At 47.8% G+C, this 18,910-nt stretch carries 12 protein-coding genes; 10 read left to right on the top strand and 2 right to left on the bottom strand.

What is annotated here, in order from left to right; genetic code table 11:
• The first annotated feature begins 47 nt into the window (after nt 1-47).
• Entirely contained in the window at nt 48-323 is a 276-nt protein-coding gene (locus tag OI18_RS00335) for a hypothetical protein (RefSeq protein WP_039136029.1), read from the top strand.
• Between the two features lie 64 nt (nt 324-387).
• Here OI18_RS00335 and OI18_RS00330 read toward each other — a convergent pair whose 3' ends face one another.
• Nucleotides 388-2,415, bottom strand: a complete 2,028-nt coding sequence (locus OI18_RS00330; protein WP_039136028.1) for a DUF5723 family protein — start codon at nt 2,413-2,415, stop codon at nt 388-390.
• A 63-nt stretch (nt 2,416-2,478) separates the two neighbouring features.
• On the opposite strand from OI18_RS00330, the gene OI18_RS00325 reads away from it, so the two are divergent.
• The 4 genes from OI18_RS00325 (at nt 2,479) to OI18_RS00310 (ending at nt 4,963) form a co-directional block, all read left to right on the top strand.
• Nucleotides 2,479-2,898 carry a hypothetical protein gene (locus OI18_RS00325; RefSeq protein ID WP_152616682.1) on the top strand — a complete coding sequence of 140 codons (420 nt, stop codon included), beginning with the start codon at nt 2,479-2,481 and terminating at the stop codon, nt 2,896-2,898.
• A gap of 81 nt (nt 2,899-2,979) precedes the next feature.
• Nucleotides 2,980-3,624, top strand: a complete 645-nt coding sequence (locus OI18_RS00320) for a DedA family protein (protein WP_039136023.1) — start codon at nt 2,980-2,982, stop codon at nt 3,622-3,624.
• 35 nt (nt 3,625-3,659) lie between these two features.
• Entirely contained in the window at nt 3,660-4,457 is a 798-nt protein-coding gene (locus OI18_RS00315) for a TerC family protein (protein WP_039136021.1), read from the top strand.
• A gap of 218 nt (nt 4,458-4,675) precedes the next feature.
• The gene (locus OI18_RS00310; RefSeq protein WP_039136019.1) at nt 4,676-4,963 is read left to right on the top strand and encodes a TFIIB-type zinc ribbon-containing protein; all 288 of its coding nucleotides are present in this window, start codon (nt 4,676-4,678) and stop codon (nt 4,961-4,963) included.
• A gap of 30 nt (nt 4,964-4,993) precedes the next feature.
• On the opposite strand, the gene OI18_RS00305 is transcribed toward OI18_RS00310, so the two are convergent.
• Complete coding sequence (locus OI18_RS00305) at nt 4,994-5,995, bottom strand: LacI family DNA-binding transcriptional regulator (RefSeq protein ID WP_039136017.1); 1,002 nt, start codon at nt 5,993-5,995, stop codon at nt 4,994-4,996.
• A gap of 120 nt (nt 5,996-6,115) precedes the next feature.
• On the opposite strand from OI18_RS00305, the gene OI18_RS00300 reads away from it, so the two are divergent.
• The 5 genes from OI18_RS00300 (at nt 6,116) to OI18_RS00280 (ending at nt 18,909) form a co-directional block, all read left to right on the top strand.
• Nucleotides 6,116-8,131 carry a beta-L-arabinofuranosidase domain-containing protein gene (locus OI18_RS00300; RefSeq protein ID WP_039136012.1) on the top strand — a complete coding sequence of 672 codons (2,016 nt, stop codon included), beginning with the start codon at nt 6,116-6,118 and terminating at the stop codon, nt 8,129-8,131.
• A gap of 207 nt (nt 8,132-8,338) precedes the next feature.
• Complete coding sequence (locus OI18_RS00295; protein ID WP_039136011.1) at nt 8,339-11,377, top strand: SusC/RagA family TonB-linked outer membrane protein; 3,039 nt, start codon at nt 8,339-8,341, stop codon at nt 11,375-11,377.
• Between the two features lie 22 nt (nt 11,378-11,399).
• Nucleotides 11,400-12,743 carry a RagB/SusD family nutrient uptake outer membrane protein gene (locus OI18_RS00290; protein WP_039136010.1) on the top strand — a complete coding sequence of 448 codons (1,344 nt, stop codon included), beginning with the start codon at nt 11,400-11,402 and terminating at the stop codon, nt 12,741-12,743.
• Nucleotides 12,744-12,764: 21 nt separating this feature from the next.
• Nucleotides 12,765-15,566, top strand: a complete 2,802-nt coding sequence (locus OI18_RS00285) for a formylglycine-generating enzyme family protein (RefSeq protein WP_052272729.1) — start codon at nt 12,765-12,767, stop codon at nt 15,564-15,566.
• A 10-nt stretch (nt 15,567-15,576) separates the two neighbouring features.
• Nucleotides 15,577-18,909 carry an amylo-alpha-1,6-glucosidase gene (locus OI18_RS00280; RefSeq protein WP_039136008.1) on the top strand — a complete coding sequence of 1,111 codons (3,333 nt, stop codon included), beginning with the start codon at nt 15,577-15,579 and terminating at the stop codon, nt 18,907-18,909.
• The last annotated feature ends 1 nt before the right edge of the window (nt 18,910 follow it).

Below are 18,910 nucleotides of genomic sequence, written 5' to 3'. Positions count from 1 at the left end.
TTTGGGCATCGTATTTGGGGCAAATCTGTTGAACTAATACATCAGTTATGGGCAAAATGGAAAAAATGAAAGTAATGGACAAGGTGGTTCGTGAACTGGAAGATCTTGCAAATAGTGAAACCTCACTGCTGAAGAAGATCGGACAGATAGAAGCGGACAATATCAATCTTGGCAACGGACTGATTGAAAAGAAACTGCCGGATGTATACGCAAAAATCGATGAAGCACTGGCAGATGTAACGTCATTGCAGGCAGACTTTACTGCAGCCCGCGACAAATTTGTAAAAGAAAACAAATTAGATGAGGTCTTGCCCGAAAGTTAACCGACCAATGAATAAGTAAATAGGTCAATAAGTGAATATGTACACGCCAAATTCACTTATTGACCTATTCTCCTTGTCTTATAATTTCCACACGCCTGTTGCAGGCCTTGCCGCTTTCTGTATCATTCCCGCACTTCGGATTGGTCATCCCGAATGAACGAATCGTAAAGCGATGCGAATCCAGGCCAGCCCTGCGGAAAAGTATCGCAACCTGTTCCGCTCTGAGCCTGGAAAGTTTGTTGTTAATTGCCGCAGTTCCGGTGTTGTCTGTATATCCATCGATGTAGAAATGTGCTTCAGGATACCGGATGTTCATCCTGCCAATCTGTTGCAGCAGGTCGTATTCATCAAGTGGGAGAAGCCGTGGACTGCCATGTTCAAAGCGAACGGTTATCGTATCTATTTCCTTCACTGCCTCCGCTTCCTTCGCCTTATCAGCCTCGGGGCATCCATTATTTTCTGGCGTGCCTGCTGTGTCAGGGCATTGATCCTTCTCATCATCGATACCATCCTTATCCGTATCCGGGATCGGGCAGCCATGGTATTTTACTGGCCCCGGAATAGTAGCACAGGAATCTTCATCATCCGGTATGCCATCCTGGTCGCTGTCAGGAACAGGGCAACCGCGGTACTTCGGCAGGCCAAAATCGAGCGGACAAAGGTCTGCATCATCATATATTCCATCCTTATCCCGGTCAGGGCGCGGGGTTTTCCGGTGCAACAACCCATACCGGAAACCTATATGAAGATCCGCCTGCTTCGACCCGAAGATCGCCGTGAACAGGCTGCCGGAGCCGATGAAGAACGTTTTGTACCTGAAGGATATGCCTGCGTTAAAATCGGTGACCTCGCTGTAGGACAGTGGAACAGCCAGGGTGTATTTCTCATTTTCGAAACGCGGGGTAAGCGTTACCGAATTATAAGCAAAGAGGTTCAGTCCGTCGGATTTATTCAGATCGAGCTGCCCTGACAAGCTGAGGTAATAATCTTTCCGGAAGCGGTAATCAGCATCTACATGTATAATCGATGGTAATGTGACCGAATAGGCGTCATCGTTATCCTCTGTTGCTGTGAACTGCGGGCTGCTGTCAAAAAACTGTTTATAGTCCTTCACAGACCTGGTCCTGAACCGTGCGAGGGTGTATTGCTGATCCACCGGGATGTTTACGGTATACTGGGCATTCTGGTTGCCACTCCTGTTGAAACTGATCCAGCCAAGATCCAGTATGGCCAGCCCCGCCTTGAATTTGTACTTGTTGGCAAACCGGTCATTGGTATATGCGGAATAGTCCTGCGGCTGCCGAAACTCATAAACGACACCGATATCCCCGCCGAAACCACTCCCATTGAATTTGAAAAAATCATTAAAATGGAAATCCACGAAGTTGGCATTCGTTGTGTTCATTTTCAGTCTGCCGGTAGTGCCGGTAAGATATGTTCCCCGGGAGCCAAAACCGGCAGTTCCGGTAAAGTCCTGTACCCTCAGGTAGGTATCTGCAACTCCGGCAAGGTATTTTAAGGTCACTCCGCCCTTAATAAAATGCCGCCCGGGCTTTTTCGTGAAGGTATGGGCTACTGCCGCCCCGATTTCATTCCAGCCAACACTATGGATCAGTGCTGATTCCATATCAAAGCGGAAAGGGTAAGCGGGTGTCATTCTGCCATCAATAACCGCATATACCAACCGGCCGTCAATTTCCCTCGCATTGGAAAATATCCGTCCCCTGGTCATGACAGCTACACTGGTCCTGCCGCCCAGCTCTAACATGCCCGATGGACCGATAATGTCAAGCCTGCCCAGCGCTCGCAGGCCCGGACCTGTTCCGCTTAACAGGATGGATTTAAGCGTGTCAATATTGAAAGAAGCATCAAATACGTCGCCGAAGGTCAGTCCCTGCTGGTTATTGCCTGCAAACCCGTCAGCAGAAAAAATATTGACATCCCATTTGTAACGATTGTCGGCAATGTTGGCCGGGTTGAAAAAAACACCCGTAACACCAGTGTAGTTGGAAGCCCTGTAGCCTGGAAAGTTCTGGGACTTCAAAAAAACCGGCGCCATTAAGAGCAGAAAGTACAGGCAGAACCTTTTCATATGACCGTTTGCCTTAATATCAAAGATAGCCTGCTTTGCCAGTTTATTAAAACACTAACATTTATGGAACTATTTTCCGGTAATTTTGCGGGCTGTAATTTGGGAAATAATACATTGAAGTCAAGCATTCATACTGGTCTGAAGATTAAGCAGATCTGCGTATACCTGCTCCTGCTGGGTTGTATTTTTTCATTGCCTTCCCTTAACAGGGTCTATTCCGGTACGGAAATGATCGTATCCGTACCCGTAGAAACTTCTTCAGGTATCCCGGATGGTGAGGAGGGTACACACGCTGCCAAGGATCTGCACAGTAGCATATTCTCCACAAAAAGCCGGCACAACCCTGACCGTCCGGTGAAAATCACCGGGCCTGGGAATGAAAATCCGGCTTCAGGCAACTTGTATGATCCTGTTTCACTTGTTGCCACCGCACTGGTAAGACCTTCTTATTACGCCTTCCTGTTCAGGTACAACCTGTTTTAGAAAGCCCACTCATTTATTCACCTAGTGACCTGTTCACTTTGACTCCCACTCGAAAGTGGGTTACAAAATTGCTTTCTCTCTATGCAAATAATTACCGAATTGTTGAATAACCTTACTGATCCGCAGTGGATCGTTCAGAATGGTGGACTCTATATAGTAGTGCTCATCGTATTCATTGAAACCGGGCTGATCTTCGGGTTCTTTTTACCGGGTGACCCCCTCTTATTCATTGCAGGTATGATCATAGCCAACACGATAGCCCCTTTCAGCCTGCCATTGCTGAACCTGTTATACTGGATTGTGCTGATTGCAACGGCCGGGGTCATTGGCAATTACGTCAGTTATTGGTTCGGACGGAAATCCGACGGACTGCTTTTTCAGGGCAAGGACACCTGGATCTTCAAACAGAAATACCTTACCCAGGCAAGGGCCTTTTATGACAGGAAGGGCGGCGGCGCTATTGTACTGGCCAGGTTTGTCCCTGTCATCAGGACTTTTGCCCCGATAATAGCTGGTGTGGTGAAAATGAATGCAGGGAAATTTTCATTTTATAACATTCTCGGCAGCTTTCTTTGGGCTGGCACTATTGTTTCGGCCGGCTTCCTGCTTGGAGAGAATGAATGGGTAAAGTCGCACCTGGAATGGATCGTGATAGGAATTGTGATGGCAGCGACTGCACCGGTTATCCTGAAGATGATCACAAAGAAATTCAGGCCGGGCGTATAGCCGCACTAACTTTATTCACTGAAAAAATTTAGGTTATGGACTTTATAATACCCGACTTTGCAAACCCTGGGGTATGGATCAGCTTACTTACCCTCAGCTTTCTTGAGATCGTACTGGGGATCGATAATATCATTTTTATTTCCATAGTTGCCGGCAAATTGCCCAAAAGCCAACAGCGGAGAGCCCGTAATATCGGTCTGTTGCTGGCTATGGTATTCCGGGTGGGACTGCTGCTCAGCATCAACTGGATCATCAGCCTTAAGGACCCCCTGTTCACCATTCCGTCAATTTCCGGTGAGTCCGCCGGCATCCCGTTGAGTGTGAAGGATCTAATACTTATAGCAGGCGGCGTCTTCCTGATCGTCAAAAGTACACTTGAGATCCACCATAAGCTCCAGAAGGATAGCGGCGCTCATGAAAAGGAAAGCGGCCGGAAAGCCATCGGTTTTTCCAATGTCATCTTCCAGATCGTGCTGGTCGATGCGGTCTTCTCATTTGATTCCATCCTGACAGCGGTCGGACTGGTCGATAATGTGCTCATCATGATCATTGCCGTTGTCGTATCCATTGCCATCATGATGCTGTTTGCCGGCCCGGTAACGACCCTGATCAACCGACAGCCCACCCTGCAGATGCTCGCCCTGTCGTTCCTCGTGGTAATCGGCGTCGTACTGATCGCAAGCGGCCTCCACCAGGAAGTCAGCAAAAGCATCATCTATTCCTGCCTTGGCTTCTCGCTTGGTGTTGAAATGCTGAACATCCGCCTTCGCCGGAAGGCTGAAAATGTACAGCTGAACCCACAGCCTGAGAATTTAAAGGTCGAAGAGGAATGATCCGGACGCTGAGTTTTTTGCCAAAAAGGCAGGGGCATAAATCCGGCAATTCCTGGTAATACCCTGAGTATTGGATGAGTGGAGGATGAGTGGAGGATGAGTGGAGGAATAGAATGCCTGAAAAACTTCTTTTTAACCCCAGGGCCGGTATCCGTTAGCCCCTGGATGCCGTCATATTGGCATCCGCGCAATAATCTTTTAAATAAAAAACAACCATTATGAAATGTCCGAATTGTGATGAAACACTTGTAATGACCGAAAGACAGGGAATCGAAATTGACTATTGCCCAAAGTGCCGCGGTGTATGGCTTGACAAAGGGGAACTGGATAAAATCATTGAAAGATCTTTTGTTGATCAATCCAGTCAGCAACAGCTACAAAAACCCAACCGTTATGATGACACTGACCTAAATGATGATTTTTTCGGCAGGCATAAAAGGGAGCATAGCAATAAACCGTATAAAAAGAGAGGAGGCTTTTTGGGCGATCTTTTTGATTTTGATTAAGAATAAATTGAAACTATCTCTGTTGACGGTCTACCTGCTCGACAGTCGCGTAACCAGTCTTGTGCGAAGCGTAAATAGTTTATGCTTCGCAGTCTTCTTCTCAATCTCATCAATCAACACCCCCATCGCCAGTTTACCCACCTCATAACCCGGTTGCATTACAGTCGTTAATGCCGGCTGCACTACTCCGCTTACCGGGTCGTTATTAAATCCCACTATGCGTATATCGCCTGGAATCGAAAAGCCCTTTTTGCGCGCATACTGGATTGCCATGATTGCTGTAAGATCATTGATGCAGAATATTGCATCCGGGCTTTCCGCCAGGACCTTCCGGATCGCGTTGGATGCATCCTCTTCAAAAGACTTGCAATGGATGATAAGTTTGGGATCGTCTTCTATTTTGTAATCACGCAACGCATCAAGATATCCCTGTTTCCTCTTTTTCGAAACGGACAGGTCGCGTGGTCCGCCTATGTGGGCTATTTTTTTGCATCCCTTGCGGATTAGATGCTCCACAGCCTTATATGCACCTTCATATTCATCAACGATCACTTTTGTGCAGCTCACTTCGGGTATGATGCGGTCAAACATCACAACAGGAATATTCTTATTCTGCGCTTCCCTGATTACTTCCGGCGATTTGGTATCCTTCGATACTGAAATCAGCAACCCGTTGATATTGCATGCCACCAGTTTGCGGATGCTTTTATTTTCCAGGTCAACCCGCTCATTGCTCTGGCAGATCATGAGATGGTAATTCTGTTCGATGGCCAGGTCGGTCATTCCGCTAAGTGCTTCAGAAAAATAATTTGAATTGATCAATGGCACAACTACTCCAATGATCCTGGTCTGTTTCTTGACAAGACTCTGTGCAATGAAATTGGGCTCGTATTCAAGTTCCCGCGCAAGTTTCAACACGGTTTCCTTTGTATCAGGGTTGATGTCATTCGCATTCCGTAAAGCTCTCGATACCGTTGAAATGGAAATATTCAACTGCCTGGCAAGATCTTTAATCGTTACTGGTTTGATCATTACTTATCTCCTTCAAAAATCCCGGCAACGTTACCGGAGTTCCCGGTCGCTCAATTCGTACATCCACGTTTATGAATAACTAATTTGAGCCCCTCAAGTTTTATAGAAAATTTATTCAGCATGAAAGCTAAGTTATTTTTCACCTCAATGATGTTTCTGACTGCGACTGTGCAGGCCGGCGCTCATCAAAGCAGTGGTGATACGCTACCGAACTACCTTCAGAACAGGCTGCCGCTCCGTGAAAAACCGTACCTCGACCTGCCATTTGGCAGCATTCAGCCAAAAGGATGGCTGAAAGAGAACCTCGTAAAGATGAAAGATGGAATGTGCGGTAATCTCGATGAACTTTATCCTACAGTTCTGGGAAAAAGAAATGGCTGGCTCGGTGGAGACGGTGATGTGTGGGAAAGAGGTCCTTACTGGCTCGACGGTCTTGCACCCCTTGCATATATTCTCGACGACAAATCACTGCAAAAGAAATTGCAGCCCTGGATCGAATGGTCAATCGCCAACCAGATGGCAGACGGCTATTTCGGACCCATCCCACCCGAAAAGGAACCTTCACCCGAGCCCGGACTTCAGCGCGATCGCGCCCGTGACTGGTGGCCTAAAATGGTGATGCTTAAAGTTTTGCAGCAATACTATATGGCTACCGGCGATCAGCGTGTCATTGACCTGATGCTGAGGTATGCGCGTTACCAGCTAAAAACTCTCCCTGTGACTCCGCTTGGTCATTACAGTTGGTGGGGCTCGCAGCGCGGTGGCGATAACCTGGTCATAGTTCAGTGGCTGTACAATGTGACCGGCGAAAAATTCCTCCTCGAACTCGCAGAGATGATCCACAAACAATCTTTCGACTGGACCAATACCTTCCTTTACACCAACAACCTCGCAACCAATTTCAAATTCCATGGCGTGAACCTTGCGCAGGGGATCAAGGAGCCGGTGATCTACTACCAGCAACAACCTTCACAACATTACCTCGACGCAGTTAAGAAGGCCTTCCAGGATATCCGTACATATCAGGCTCAGGCACATGGACTATATGGCGCCGATGAACTCACACGTGGTAACGATCCCAACCTCGGATCTGAATTGTGTACCGCTGTTGAAATGATGTATTCGCTCGAGAATATGATCACTATCACCGGCGATGTTTCGCAAATGGACTACCTCGAAAAAATTGTTTTCAATGCACTGCCAACGCAGGTAAGCGACGACTATGCAACGCGCCAGTATTACCAACAGGCCAACCAGGTGATGGTAAGTCGTCACCACCGCAACTTCGTAACCAACTATGATGGTACAGACCAGTGTTTCGGATTGCTTACCGGCTTTCCCTGCTGTACTACCAACATGCACCAGGGCTGGCCGAAGTTCGTGCAACAGCTGTGGCACGCGACAGCTGATAAAGGAGTCGCCGCACTTCAATATGCTTCTTCTGAAGTAACCGTAAAAGTTGCCGACGGAAAAGAAGTAAAGTTCACAGAAGAAACAGAATACCCGTTCGACGATAAAGTGAAATTTACGTACAATTCGAAGCACCAAGTGCTCTTCCCCATGCACCTTCGCATTCCCGGCTGGTGTAAGAAAGCCAACATTTATGTGAATGGAGAATTGTGGATGAAAGCTGATGGAAACCAGGTGGTTAAACTTACAAGAAAATGGAAAGATAAGGACGTGGTTACATTGGAACTGCCCATGCACCTGAGCAACTCAAGATTATTCAACCAGTCGGTTGTAGTAGAAAGAGGCCCGCTTGTTTATGCGTTGAAGATTGGTGAGAACTGGAAAGAAGTAAAAAACCAGGACAAGTATGGCAACTTCCGCGAAGTTCATCCTTCAACTCCCTGGAACTACGGGCTTACAGATCTCGCGGTAAAAAGGATGGATAGTGTCTTCCAGTTCCGAAAAGTGAAACCGGTTAATGGCAATCCATGGAACCTTGAAAACGCACCGGTTACATTGAAAGCAAAAGGAAAAAGGATACCTGAGTGGCAGTTGTATAACGATGGCGCAGGCCCGGTTCCATACAGCGGAATCAAGTATTTGAAAGAAACACCCGAAGAAGAGATTGAATTACTGCCTTATGGTTGCACTACGTTGCGAATAAGTCAATTTCCTGTAGTTCAGTAACATTTTATATTACTTTTTGTGTTAAGGCTTCTCCGCTATGGAGAAGCCTTTTGATTTCCAGCAAATGCTGTATGGTAAAGAACTCCCATCTGTTTGATTTTCCGAGAACGTTGCCGGTTCCCAAAAGCAAGAAACAGGCCTCAAAAAAAATTTTAAAGTGTGCAGGCAATTAATTTAGTCAGGCAAATTTTTAAAAACTAAACTGCTATGGGTAAATCATTTTTAAAGCGAATTGCTTGCACCATGCTTGTCCTGGTTTGTTGCACCGCCAGTGTTTGGGCGCAACAGAAAACAATCAGGGGAAAAGTGCGCAGCAACAAAGATGGATCAGCGATCCAGGGTGCAACTGTCAGTGTGAAAGGTTCACAGCAGGGAACAGCATCAGATGCGGAAGGAAATTTCTCAATTACAGTTTCCGGCAACAACGCACGAATAATCATCTCCAGCATTGGATATGCCAACAGGGAGATTCAGGTAGGCGGAAACGATAACCTGGTTATCTCTCTTGATCTTGCTGCCGATCAGGAAGAAGATGTTGTTGTAGTAGGTTATGGCAGGAAAAGTAAAAAAGATCTCACCGGTTCTGTTGCCCGCGTAAATGCAGAAGAGATCAGAAACATGCCAATGGCAAGCGCTGACCAGCTGTTGCAGGGAAAAGCAGCAGGTGTGCAGATTTCCAGCCAGAGTGGAACTCCAGGTGGTGGTGTAACAGTAAGGGTTCGCGGAACTTCTTCGTTCTCTGCAGGTTCACCGGCATCTCAACCACTGTATATCATTGATGGTGTATTCATGAATACCACACCACTCGGACCTGCAGGTTATGGAACAGAACAGCAGATAGCTAACCCGCTCGCAGACATCAACCCGGCTGATATCGCTTCTGTTGAAGTACTGAAAGATGCGAACAGCACTGCGATCTACGGAAGCCGTGGTGCCAATGGTGTTGTGATCATCACTACAAAACGCGGATCAAGGAACAAGAAAGCACAGGTAAGTGTGAACGCATACTATGGGCAGTCAAAAGCCACCAAACTTCCTGAACTGATCGACGCTCCGCAAACTGCAGAGCTCCTCAACGAGATCTGGATCAATGATGGAAAAGACCCCGCAAAAGTTCCTTATCAAGACCCTTCATCGCTTAAAACGTATAATCGTGTAAATGATTTGTTCCGTTCAGCAGCAACATCCAATATTGACCTAAGCGTTACAGGGGGCGATGCAAAAACTTCTTACTTTATCGGCGGTTCCTATTTCAACCAGGAAGGTATTCTGAAGCCGCAGGAATTCAATCGCGCTACCTTCAGGCTTAACCTCGATAACCAGCTGACCAGCAAATTCAAGATCAGCACATCAAATACCATTCTTCGCAACTTCCGCAAGATCGTGCCCAATGACAACTCTGGTGGTGGTTTGCTGCTTATGGGACTTGGTAACTCAACCATTTATCCCACTTACAACCCCGATGGCACATACTTCCGTGGACCTGTAGGTAATAACGCCATCGCCCTCATCAATGAAAGCGATGAAACTTCTACCGGTATCAGGTACATCGGAAATATCTATGGTGAGTGGGAAGTGCTTCCTAAACTTCTTTTCAAGAGCAGCTGGAGCCTAGATTTCAATGACGCCAACAACCGTGCGTTCAGCAGCACTAAGCTGAATGGACCAGGCTCCGTTGCAAATGCTTACGAACAAAGCAACCGCCAGGTTACCTGGATCAACGAACAAACGCTGCGATATAACTGGCGTCCCTCAGCTCAGCACAACTTTAACTTCCTCGCAGGTAACACAGTTCAGCAGACCACCACCAAATACTTTGGGGTTAGTGCTTCTAACTTCCCAAATGACGACTTGCGTAACATCAGTTCAGCTGCACAATCAACCGGCTGGAATGGCGGCGAAACACAAAGTGCCCTCGTTTCATTCTTCGGCCGTGTAGACTATTCCCTCAACGAAAAGTACATCTTTGATGTGAGTGCACGAGGCGATGCATCAAGCCGCTTCGGTGCCAACAATCGCTGGGGCTTCTTCCCTTCTGCCGGTTTTGCCTGGAGGGTGATTAATGAAGACTTCATGCAAAACCAGGAATTGTTCTCCAACCTGAAATTCAAGACCAGCTATGGTATCACTGGTTCACAGGAAACCATCAGCGAATATGCAAGCCGCGGTCTGTGGGTAGGTAACGACAACTACCTCATGCAGCCGGGAACAATGCCTTCGCAGATCGCTAACCCAAACCTGAAATGGGAACAAACCAAACAATTCAACATCGGTCTTGAATTCGGCTTCCTCAACAACCGTATTGAAGCTGAAGTAAACTACTACGACAAAATGACCAACGGCGTTTTGCTGAATAAGCCGGTGCCAATGTCAACAGGTTTCAGCACGATGGCATACAATGGCGGTGACATCAGCAACAAAGGAGTGGAAGTTTCTATCAACGCTGGAATCGTGAGAACAAAAGATTTCCGTTGGGATGTGAACTTCAACGTAGCTCACAATAAGAACATGATCGAAAGACTCGATGCTCCTTATTTCGAGCCATTCAGCAGGCGCTTCATTCTCTTCCAGGAGGGACATCCTGTAAACGGCTTCTGGCTGTGGAACCAGGAGCGGGTTGATGAGCAGACTGGTAACGCAGTATACACTGACCGCGACAAGAACGGTATCATCAACGATGATGACCGCAGCATCCTCGGATCAAACCAGCCTAACCTGCTTGGTGGGCTCAGCTCAACGCTCCGTTACAAAGGGTTTGATTTCTCCTTTGCTTTCAACTATGAGTGGGGCCAGGAACTCGTTAACTGGAACACATTTTTCATGGTTTCCGGTGGTACAAGGATGAATGGTTCAAATGGCCAGGCAACATGGGGCTATTATCCGGAACAGCTGAGCCGTTGGCAAAAGCCAGGCGACCGTACCAACATTCCGAAAGTTGGTGGTACAGCAGCTGAACGTTCCAACAACTATGGCAGGTTTACCAGCCGCGCACTTGAAGATGGTTCTTACACCCGACTGCGTAATGTAACTCTGGGTTACACGATCCCGGGTAACATCACGAAAAAGATCGGTATCAGCAATGCAAGGGTTTATGTACTGGGAACTAACCTGCTCACTTTCACCAAATACAGCGGACTTGATCCTGAGATCAATGCCGGTGGTGGTAAAGGCACAGTTGGTGGTGTGGAAATGTTCACCGTTCCCCAGCCACGCACTTTCCAGGGTGGTATCAGTGTAACATTTTAATTCATCGCAAAAGCAAAACATCATGAAAGCAAAACATTATATAGGTGCCATATTGATCGCTTCAGTATCGCTGTCTTCCTGTAAGAAATTCCTGGAGATCCAGCCTGTCAACCAGATTGGTGAGGAAGTGGCACTCACAACGAAGGAGCGCATTCAGCGCGCGCTCACAGGGGCATACAGCCGCCTGCAGGTTATCGAATATTACGGCGCTGAATGGCCGAACGCAGTATGGTTGTCAGATGATAACGTGGAACCATATAGCGCAGGTACAACCGACCTGCAGTTCGATGGGCATGCCGTTCTCGCATCCTCCAATACTATGGAGATTACCTGGAAGTCAATGTACCAGGCCATCAATGCTGCAAACAATGTGATCGATGCAGCGGGCAAAGTCAGCGACCCCGCCATGACCGACGAAGACCGTAAGAATATCCTCGGCCAGGCGCAGTTCATACGTGCACTCGTTTATTTCGATATGGTCAGGACATGGGGTGGTGTTCCGCTGGTACTTACACCTACACGCGGACTTACAGACGAATCCTTCCCTGCACGTAGCACTGTTGACCAGGTGTATGCCCAGGTGGTTAGTGACCTTACTGCTGCAGAATCTAACCTACCATCTACGGTAAACCGCAATATCGCTCACAAAAAAGCCGCACAGGCTTTGCGTGCCCGCGTAGCCTTGTACCAGAAAGATTGGGCAACGGCTGAAAGCATGGCAACGGAGGTGATCAACGCCTCCACAGATTTCTCCCTGGTAATGCCTTTCGAAAAGATCATCACAGAAAAAAAGAATACTGAATCGATCTTTGAACTGGATTATAACCAGGTCGACAGGAATGAGCTCTCTGCTTATTTCTATCCGACAGCTAAAGGTGGGTACTATCGTACCGGTCCAACTGATGCACTGGAAGCACTGCTGAAAGATCCATTAGTTGCCGGCACCCGTAGCGTATTGCTTGCAGAAGAAGGCGGTGTTGTATTCGGAAACCGGTTCCGCAAAGCACTCGGTGGAACGAAAGACGACAACTATCCCATCATCAGGCTCGCAGAGATGTATCTGATCAGGGCAGAAGCAAGGGCAAACCAGGACAGGGCAACGGAAGGAGTTGAAGACCTGGATGTTGTTCGTGACAGGGCAGGACTAGCAGGAACGAACGCCACAACCAAAGACGAATTGCTGCTTGCAATCGAAGAAGAAAGAAGGATAGAGTTCGCATTTGAACCGCACCGCTGGTTCGACCTGATCCGCACTAACCGCGTTAACGCAGTTTTGGGTGTTTCAGATTCCAAAAAATATGTTTTCCCGATTCCCGGAACAGAAGTATTGACGAATAAGAAGATTGAACAGAACGAAGGATATTAAGAGTAATCTTTTAAAAGCATCATGAAAAAAAACTTCTTTAAAAACGGTTGTGCACTCCTGGCTCACCTGGTGATCCTGAAAGTTTCCGGTGTTGCACAAACACTGCAGGCTGTGCAGCTTGATCCACAGAAGAGGATCACCTCGGTGAAACTCAGCTCAGGCAGCTTATCACTCAGCCAGGCCATGCCCATTGTGTCTTATGAAGTGGATAAGAAATATTTCCGCTCCGACAGGCAGGATGCCAGGGTGAGCTGCGAAGTGAACTGGAAAGACACCACCGGACTGGTATACGCGATTGTCGAATTCAAAAATAATTCCGGCGATACTGTAGAACTCAGGAACGTAATGCCGCTCGATAAAGAAGGAACAGATGCCTACATAACAGGACTGGGTACGCATGGTTTATCGCGTACCCACCTTTTCCTCCCCGGTAAATTGCCTGTGAACGTGATCGTTCCGGATAATGCCTGGGACCTTGGTTACAGCTCTCTGACCATCAACGGTGATCAGAAAATAGCGATGCTTACCAGGCGCGACAGGAACACGATTGTAAAGGGTTCAAGAAGAAGGTTCGAGACAATCCTCAATCCTGGTGGTTCAGTGCAATACAAACTTTATGCAGAGCCTTATAAGGGAAACTGGCAGAATGGCCTGGTTAAGATCTTCCAGGAAAAAATGCTGTACGACCAGCAGGCCTTCAACGATAGCCTTTACCAGCGCAAAGACCTGAAGTGGATCAGGCATACTTATGTGCTCCACCTGGTGGATGCATGGGATAAATTCTATTTTGACATCAAAGATGGGAAGTACCACCTGCAGGAATTTTTACAACGTGGTAAAAAACTTTATGGTGGCGACGATATCGTAAGCATCTGGCCGACCTGGCCGACCCTTGGACTCGATCAGCGCAACCAGTTCGATCTTTTCCGCGATCTCCCGGGCGGCACGGCAGCTATGGGAAAACAGGCTGCACTGAGCCGTAACCAGGGAACAAAGTTTTTTATCTGTTACAACCCGTGGGACGAAAGCACAAGGAGCGAGAATCACTTCAAAGGGTTGTCAAAACTGATAGCGGAAACTTCTGCCGACGGCGTGGTGCTGGATACAAAAGGGGAATCAAGCCGCGAACTGCAGGATGCCGCTGACGTTGTCCGCGACGGTGTGATCATGTACAGCGAAGGCATGGCTGTTCCAAAAGACATGGCAGGAATAGTTTCCGGACGTGTTCATAACGCGCTCTACTATGCGCCCATGCTGAACCTGAACAAATTGATCAAACCTGAATTCACGATCTACCGCGTGGCAGAACTCTTCAAGGAAAAAATCCGCCGCGAATTTGCCACATCATTCTTCAATGGCTACGGAACGGAGATAAACATAATGGCTCCCGGACAACCAGACTGGGCCATTGAACAGTATAAATATCTCGGCAGAACAACACGAATCCTCCGCGAAAACACGCACAACTTTGTATCGCGTGGATACACGCCGATCGTACCGGTTATTGCCGACAGCATCTGGGCAAACAAATGGGAGCTGGGTGCAAAGACCATCTACACCATTTACAGTATCATTCCACAGGGTTTTAAAGGAAAACTTATTGAAGTGCAGCCTGCAACAGGCTTTCACTATGTTGACCTCTGGCACCATACTTTACTTGAACCAAAACAAAAAGACAACAAGTGGTTTATTGAAGCTTCTACAGATGCCTTCAACGCAAGCGACCTGGGAACAAATAATGAAGGCGAAGTTGACTGTATAGCCAGGTTGCCCATTCTCTTGTCCGCAAAGCTTAATGGTGACGAGCTTGCCGTTTCCAGCAATGGCGACGGCGATGAAATTCGCATTTGGGCTGGAGCGCCTTCGTATGAAAAAGAACCCCTGAAACTGAAACCTGGGACTCACATGGTGAGGATCAGCGAACACTTTGACAGGTTTGAAGGCGCTGTCGTTATCCAGCAGATGAAAGAGGGTATTTTAATGGATGAACAGGTTGTTAAAATTGTGCCTGGTACAGCAAGGCGTGTTTCACTGGTTGCAAAAACCGGCGGTACACCCGAAGTGCCCGCAGGAATGGTTCGCATCCCTGCAGGGAAATTCAAGTTCAAGGCCACCAACGGTGATGAGTTCATTGCCTATCCTAAACAGGATGTCGACAGCACATTCGAAATGCCTTCCTGCTACATGGATAAACATCCCGTTACAAATGAGCAATTCAGCAAATTCCTCATTGCTACAAAATACAAGCCATCAGATCCCGCGAATTTCCTGAAGCATTGGAAAAATGGAAAGATCCCTGCCGGCCAGGAAAAATTCCCGGTTGTTTATATCAGTTATGAAGATGCGAGAGCTTATGCTAAGTGGGCAGGAAAAAGACTGCCAACAGAAATTGAATGGCAATATGCAGCACAGACTCCGGCCCTGCGCGAATGGCCATGGGAGCAGAAGCAACCTGTAACCCGCAAACTGGAGTACGTTACCAATACTCTTACCGTGAGCCATCTCGAAGGCATCGATCCAAGTGTCAGTAACCTGGGCGATGGTAAACCCCACGCAGTAGGTTCTTATCCTGCTGGCGCCAACCCTTACGGACTTGAAGACCTGGTAGGATCAGTATGGCAACTGACAAATGATGTCTACATGAGCGGAAGCCATCGTTATATCATGATGAAAGGCGGCTCCTATTTCAAGCCATCATCAAGCTGGTGGTACGTACAGGGTGGCGCAAGGGAACTTCATTACCGCCAGTTCCTGCTTCGGGTAAGCCAGGGATTCGAACGGAACGCCACCGTAGGTTTCAGGTGCATTAAGGATGCGAAATAAATTCAGAGTAATGCGTTTACGAAGTATTAAAGATTCTCTGCAGTATGTTTTGGTTGTAATCGGCTCGCTGGTAACAGCGGCCGATTCCTTTTCACAGCTGTCTGTGAACATCGCAGTGATTAAGAACCATACCGATAATGATGAATTATCAGCAATCAGCAGGTTGCTTGAAAAGGATCACGGATTCAAGGTCAACCTTCTCTCATTGGAAGAATTGAACGGAAGAAACCTCGCTGCATTTTCACACATCTGGTATCACCGCACCGATACCACGGCTTTTGATGCTACTGAAAAGGAAGCTGGTAAAAAACTCGGGGCCTACGCAGAAGCCGGCGGAAAGATCTTTCTTTCCATGGAAGCAATGCCGCTTCTCAATAACTGGGGATGGGAACCAGGCGCAATCACCATGCAGCGCGATACGGTAAAGGATAATGGCTTCGGTCGCCCGCTTGGGTTCCACGCATTTAAGTCGCATCCGCTTTTCACTGGATTACAGGGCGGCGCCTACACGTCAAAGCGACCCACAGATCACATCGTCCGTAAACATGGATTTTTCGGTAACGCTGTTCCATCGAAATCTAAAGTATTGGGCATCGACTGGACCTACATCACTTTCACGGAGAACAACAAATTGCTTTTAGAGCTCGATAAAGGGAAAGGGAAGGTACTGGCTGCAGGTGCTTACCTATATTATGCAGCTCCCAACCGCAACCAGGATCACCTCGCTAAATTCACAGGGAATGTATTCAGGTACCTCTCAGGAAATCTGAAAGGGGATGCACATTACTGGAATTACAATGCGCCAACTTTTATCACCACCAGGTTCAACCTTAAAAGAATTGTCCCGATCAAGGCGGGTCCGTGGAAATTACCTGAGCCTTCGCTATCCATGCGTGTTGATACACTCTCCACCGCATTCTATGATCTCGTAGGCAGGCGCATGTTGTGGATGGGAAAATTGAACGGTGGAATGGAAGAACTCTGGATCCATCCCAATATGTCACTACGAGATTTCGAAGCGGGAGTGAAATTGAAAGGCAATGACAGCGTCAGCTGGCTAAAGCATATGCATGCGTCAGTCCTCGTCACGCCTGAATACCTGGTCAGAACATATTCACTTGGAAAAACAACCCTGAAAGAAATTTATACGGTTTCCTTCGACCAGCCATACGGGGTGGCGCATTATGAAATCAGCGGTGAACCCATAGAGGAACTGCAGGTGAAATTTGCTTCCAACCTACGATATATGTGGCCTTATAGTCACCTTGCAACCGGAAGCCTCAAGTTTGCTTTCGATGCGGCGGTAAACGGTCATATCATCAGCGGCCAGGATGGTGCATTGAACACAGCTGTACTATACAGTGAGAAACCTGCCAGCCAATCGACAGAAGCAAATCCTGCCCGACATGAAGTTCATGCTTCAGCTCATTTTGCCATTACCAGCGCGAAGCCGGTAAACATCTATTTCAGCGGCAGCTCTACGGGTCTTGCTGATGCCTTGAAACCATTTTATGCCAACCGCGATCAGTTTAATACACTCTTCAAAACAAGTAATGAATATTACCGGAACCTGCTGGCGGGCTTCGTAAATTTTGAAACACCCGACACCATGTTCAACAAGGGATATGCCTGGGCACTGGCACGTACTGATCAGTTCCTTCAGACCACACCAGGACTGGGAACCGCACTCATGGCTGGTTTCGGCACCACCGCCCGCGGCTGGAATGGCCGCCAGGCAATTAGCGGAAGACCCGGATATGCCTGGTACTTCGGCCGCGATGCCCAATGGAGTGCAATGGCCATCAATGCATACGGTGATTTCAAAATGGTAAAAGAGCAACTGGAAACCTTCGTTCGGTTCCAGGACCTTAACGGTAAGATCTACCACGAACTCACTTCGAGTGCCGTTGCCCACTATGACGCATCAGACGCTACACCGCTGTTCATCATTCTTGCAGCTCACTACCTGAAATACAGTGGTGACGTTGCATATATCAACCGGATCTGGCCTGCGATCGAAAGCGCGATGAAGTTCTGCTATAGCACTGACACCGACGGCGACGGCCTTATTGAAAATACCAATGTTGGCCATGGCTGGATCGAAGGCGGCGCGCTCTTTGGGACCCATACTGAATTTTATCTCGCCGGCTGCTGGGCAGCAACCCTTGATGCCATGGAATATATGTCTGGCGCAACCAGCAGATCAACCGGGAACTACCGTAAGCAGGCAGACAATGTCAGGAACACGATCAACACCGCATTCTGGAACAGCGACAAGAACTATTTCTACAATGGAAAGATGGCCGACGGCAGCTTTATGGATCATTCAACCGGCATTGCAACAGTTCCGATGTACCTGAAAGCCATCACTGACTCAGCAAAGTCTTTCGCTGTGATGCATAGCATAACCGGAAGCAAATTCACAACCGACTGGGGCATCAGGATGCTGGAAGAAGACAACCCGAAATATAAAGCCGGTAGTTACCATGCCGGCATGGTATGGCCCCTTTACGGCGGTTGGGGTTCACTCGGCGCATTCAGCAATGGACTGTATAAAGCAGGCTACCAGTATATTCTGTCGAATATGCTGGTATATAAAAACTGGTCTCCAGGCAGCATTGAAGAAACATTGAATGGCCAGGTATACAAGCCGAATGGCGTTTGCAGTCACCAGTGCTGGAGTGAAACAATGGTGCTGCAGCCTGCCATCGAAGGCATGCTGGGACTTGAACCCGATGCCATCAAAAAAGTTATCCGGCTCGCACCTTATTTCCCCTGGCATTGGCCCACGGCCAAAGTTTCCAATATTCGCATGGGCGGCACAGTGATGTCTATGAACATGAAGAGAACTAAAGGCGAAACTTCTTATTCATTTGATGTAAACAGGAAAACCGGACTCGATTTTTCACCCGCATTTCCACCACTGACTGGAATCAATGCTGTTGAACTCGATGGTAAACAGGTTCCCTTCACACTTAGACAGGAAGCTGACGGTATCAGGGTCTGTGTGAAAACAACCATTGATGCGGGCCATCACGATCTCCGGATCTCCACATCCGGTGGTATAGGAGTATTGCCAGTCGTTACGGCTGCAGTTGTTAACCAACCTTCTTCGGGACTGAAGATCCTCACCGAAAAAATTTCCGCAGGCAATCAAATGGAATGGCTGGCAGAAGGAAGACCTGGTAAAACTTATACCTTCACTGCTTTCGCGGAAAATCCGGTTAAGGAAGTCCGCAATGCACGGGTATTATCCGTTAATGAGAATATTATCACATTAGAAATAAAAATGCCGGAATCACCGGAAATTTATAGCAGGCAAACCATCACGGTTTCCTTTTAAT

The sequence above is a fragment of the Flavihumibacter solisilvae genome (genome assembly GCF_000814475.1).
GTDB classification, from domain to species: Bacteria; Bacteroidota; Bacteroidia; order Chitinophagales; family Chitinophagaceae; genus Flavihumibacter; species Flavihumibacter solisilvae.
This window is presented reverse-complemented; position numbering and strand designations above follow the sequence as displayed.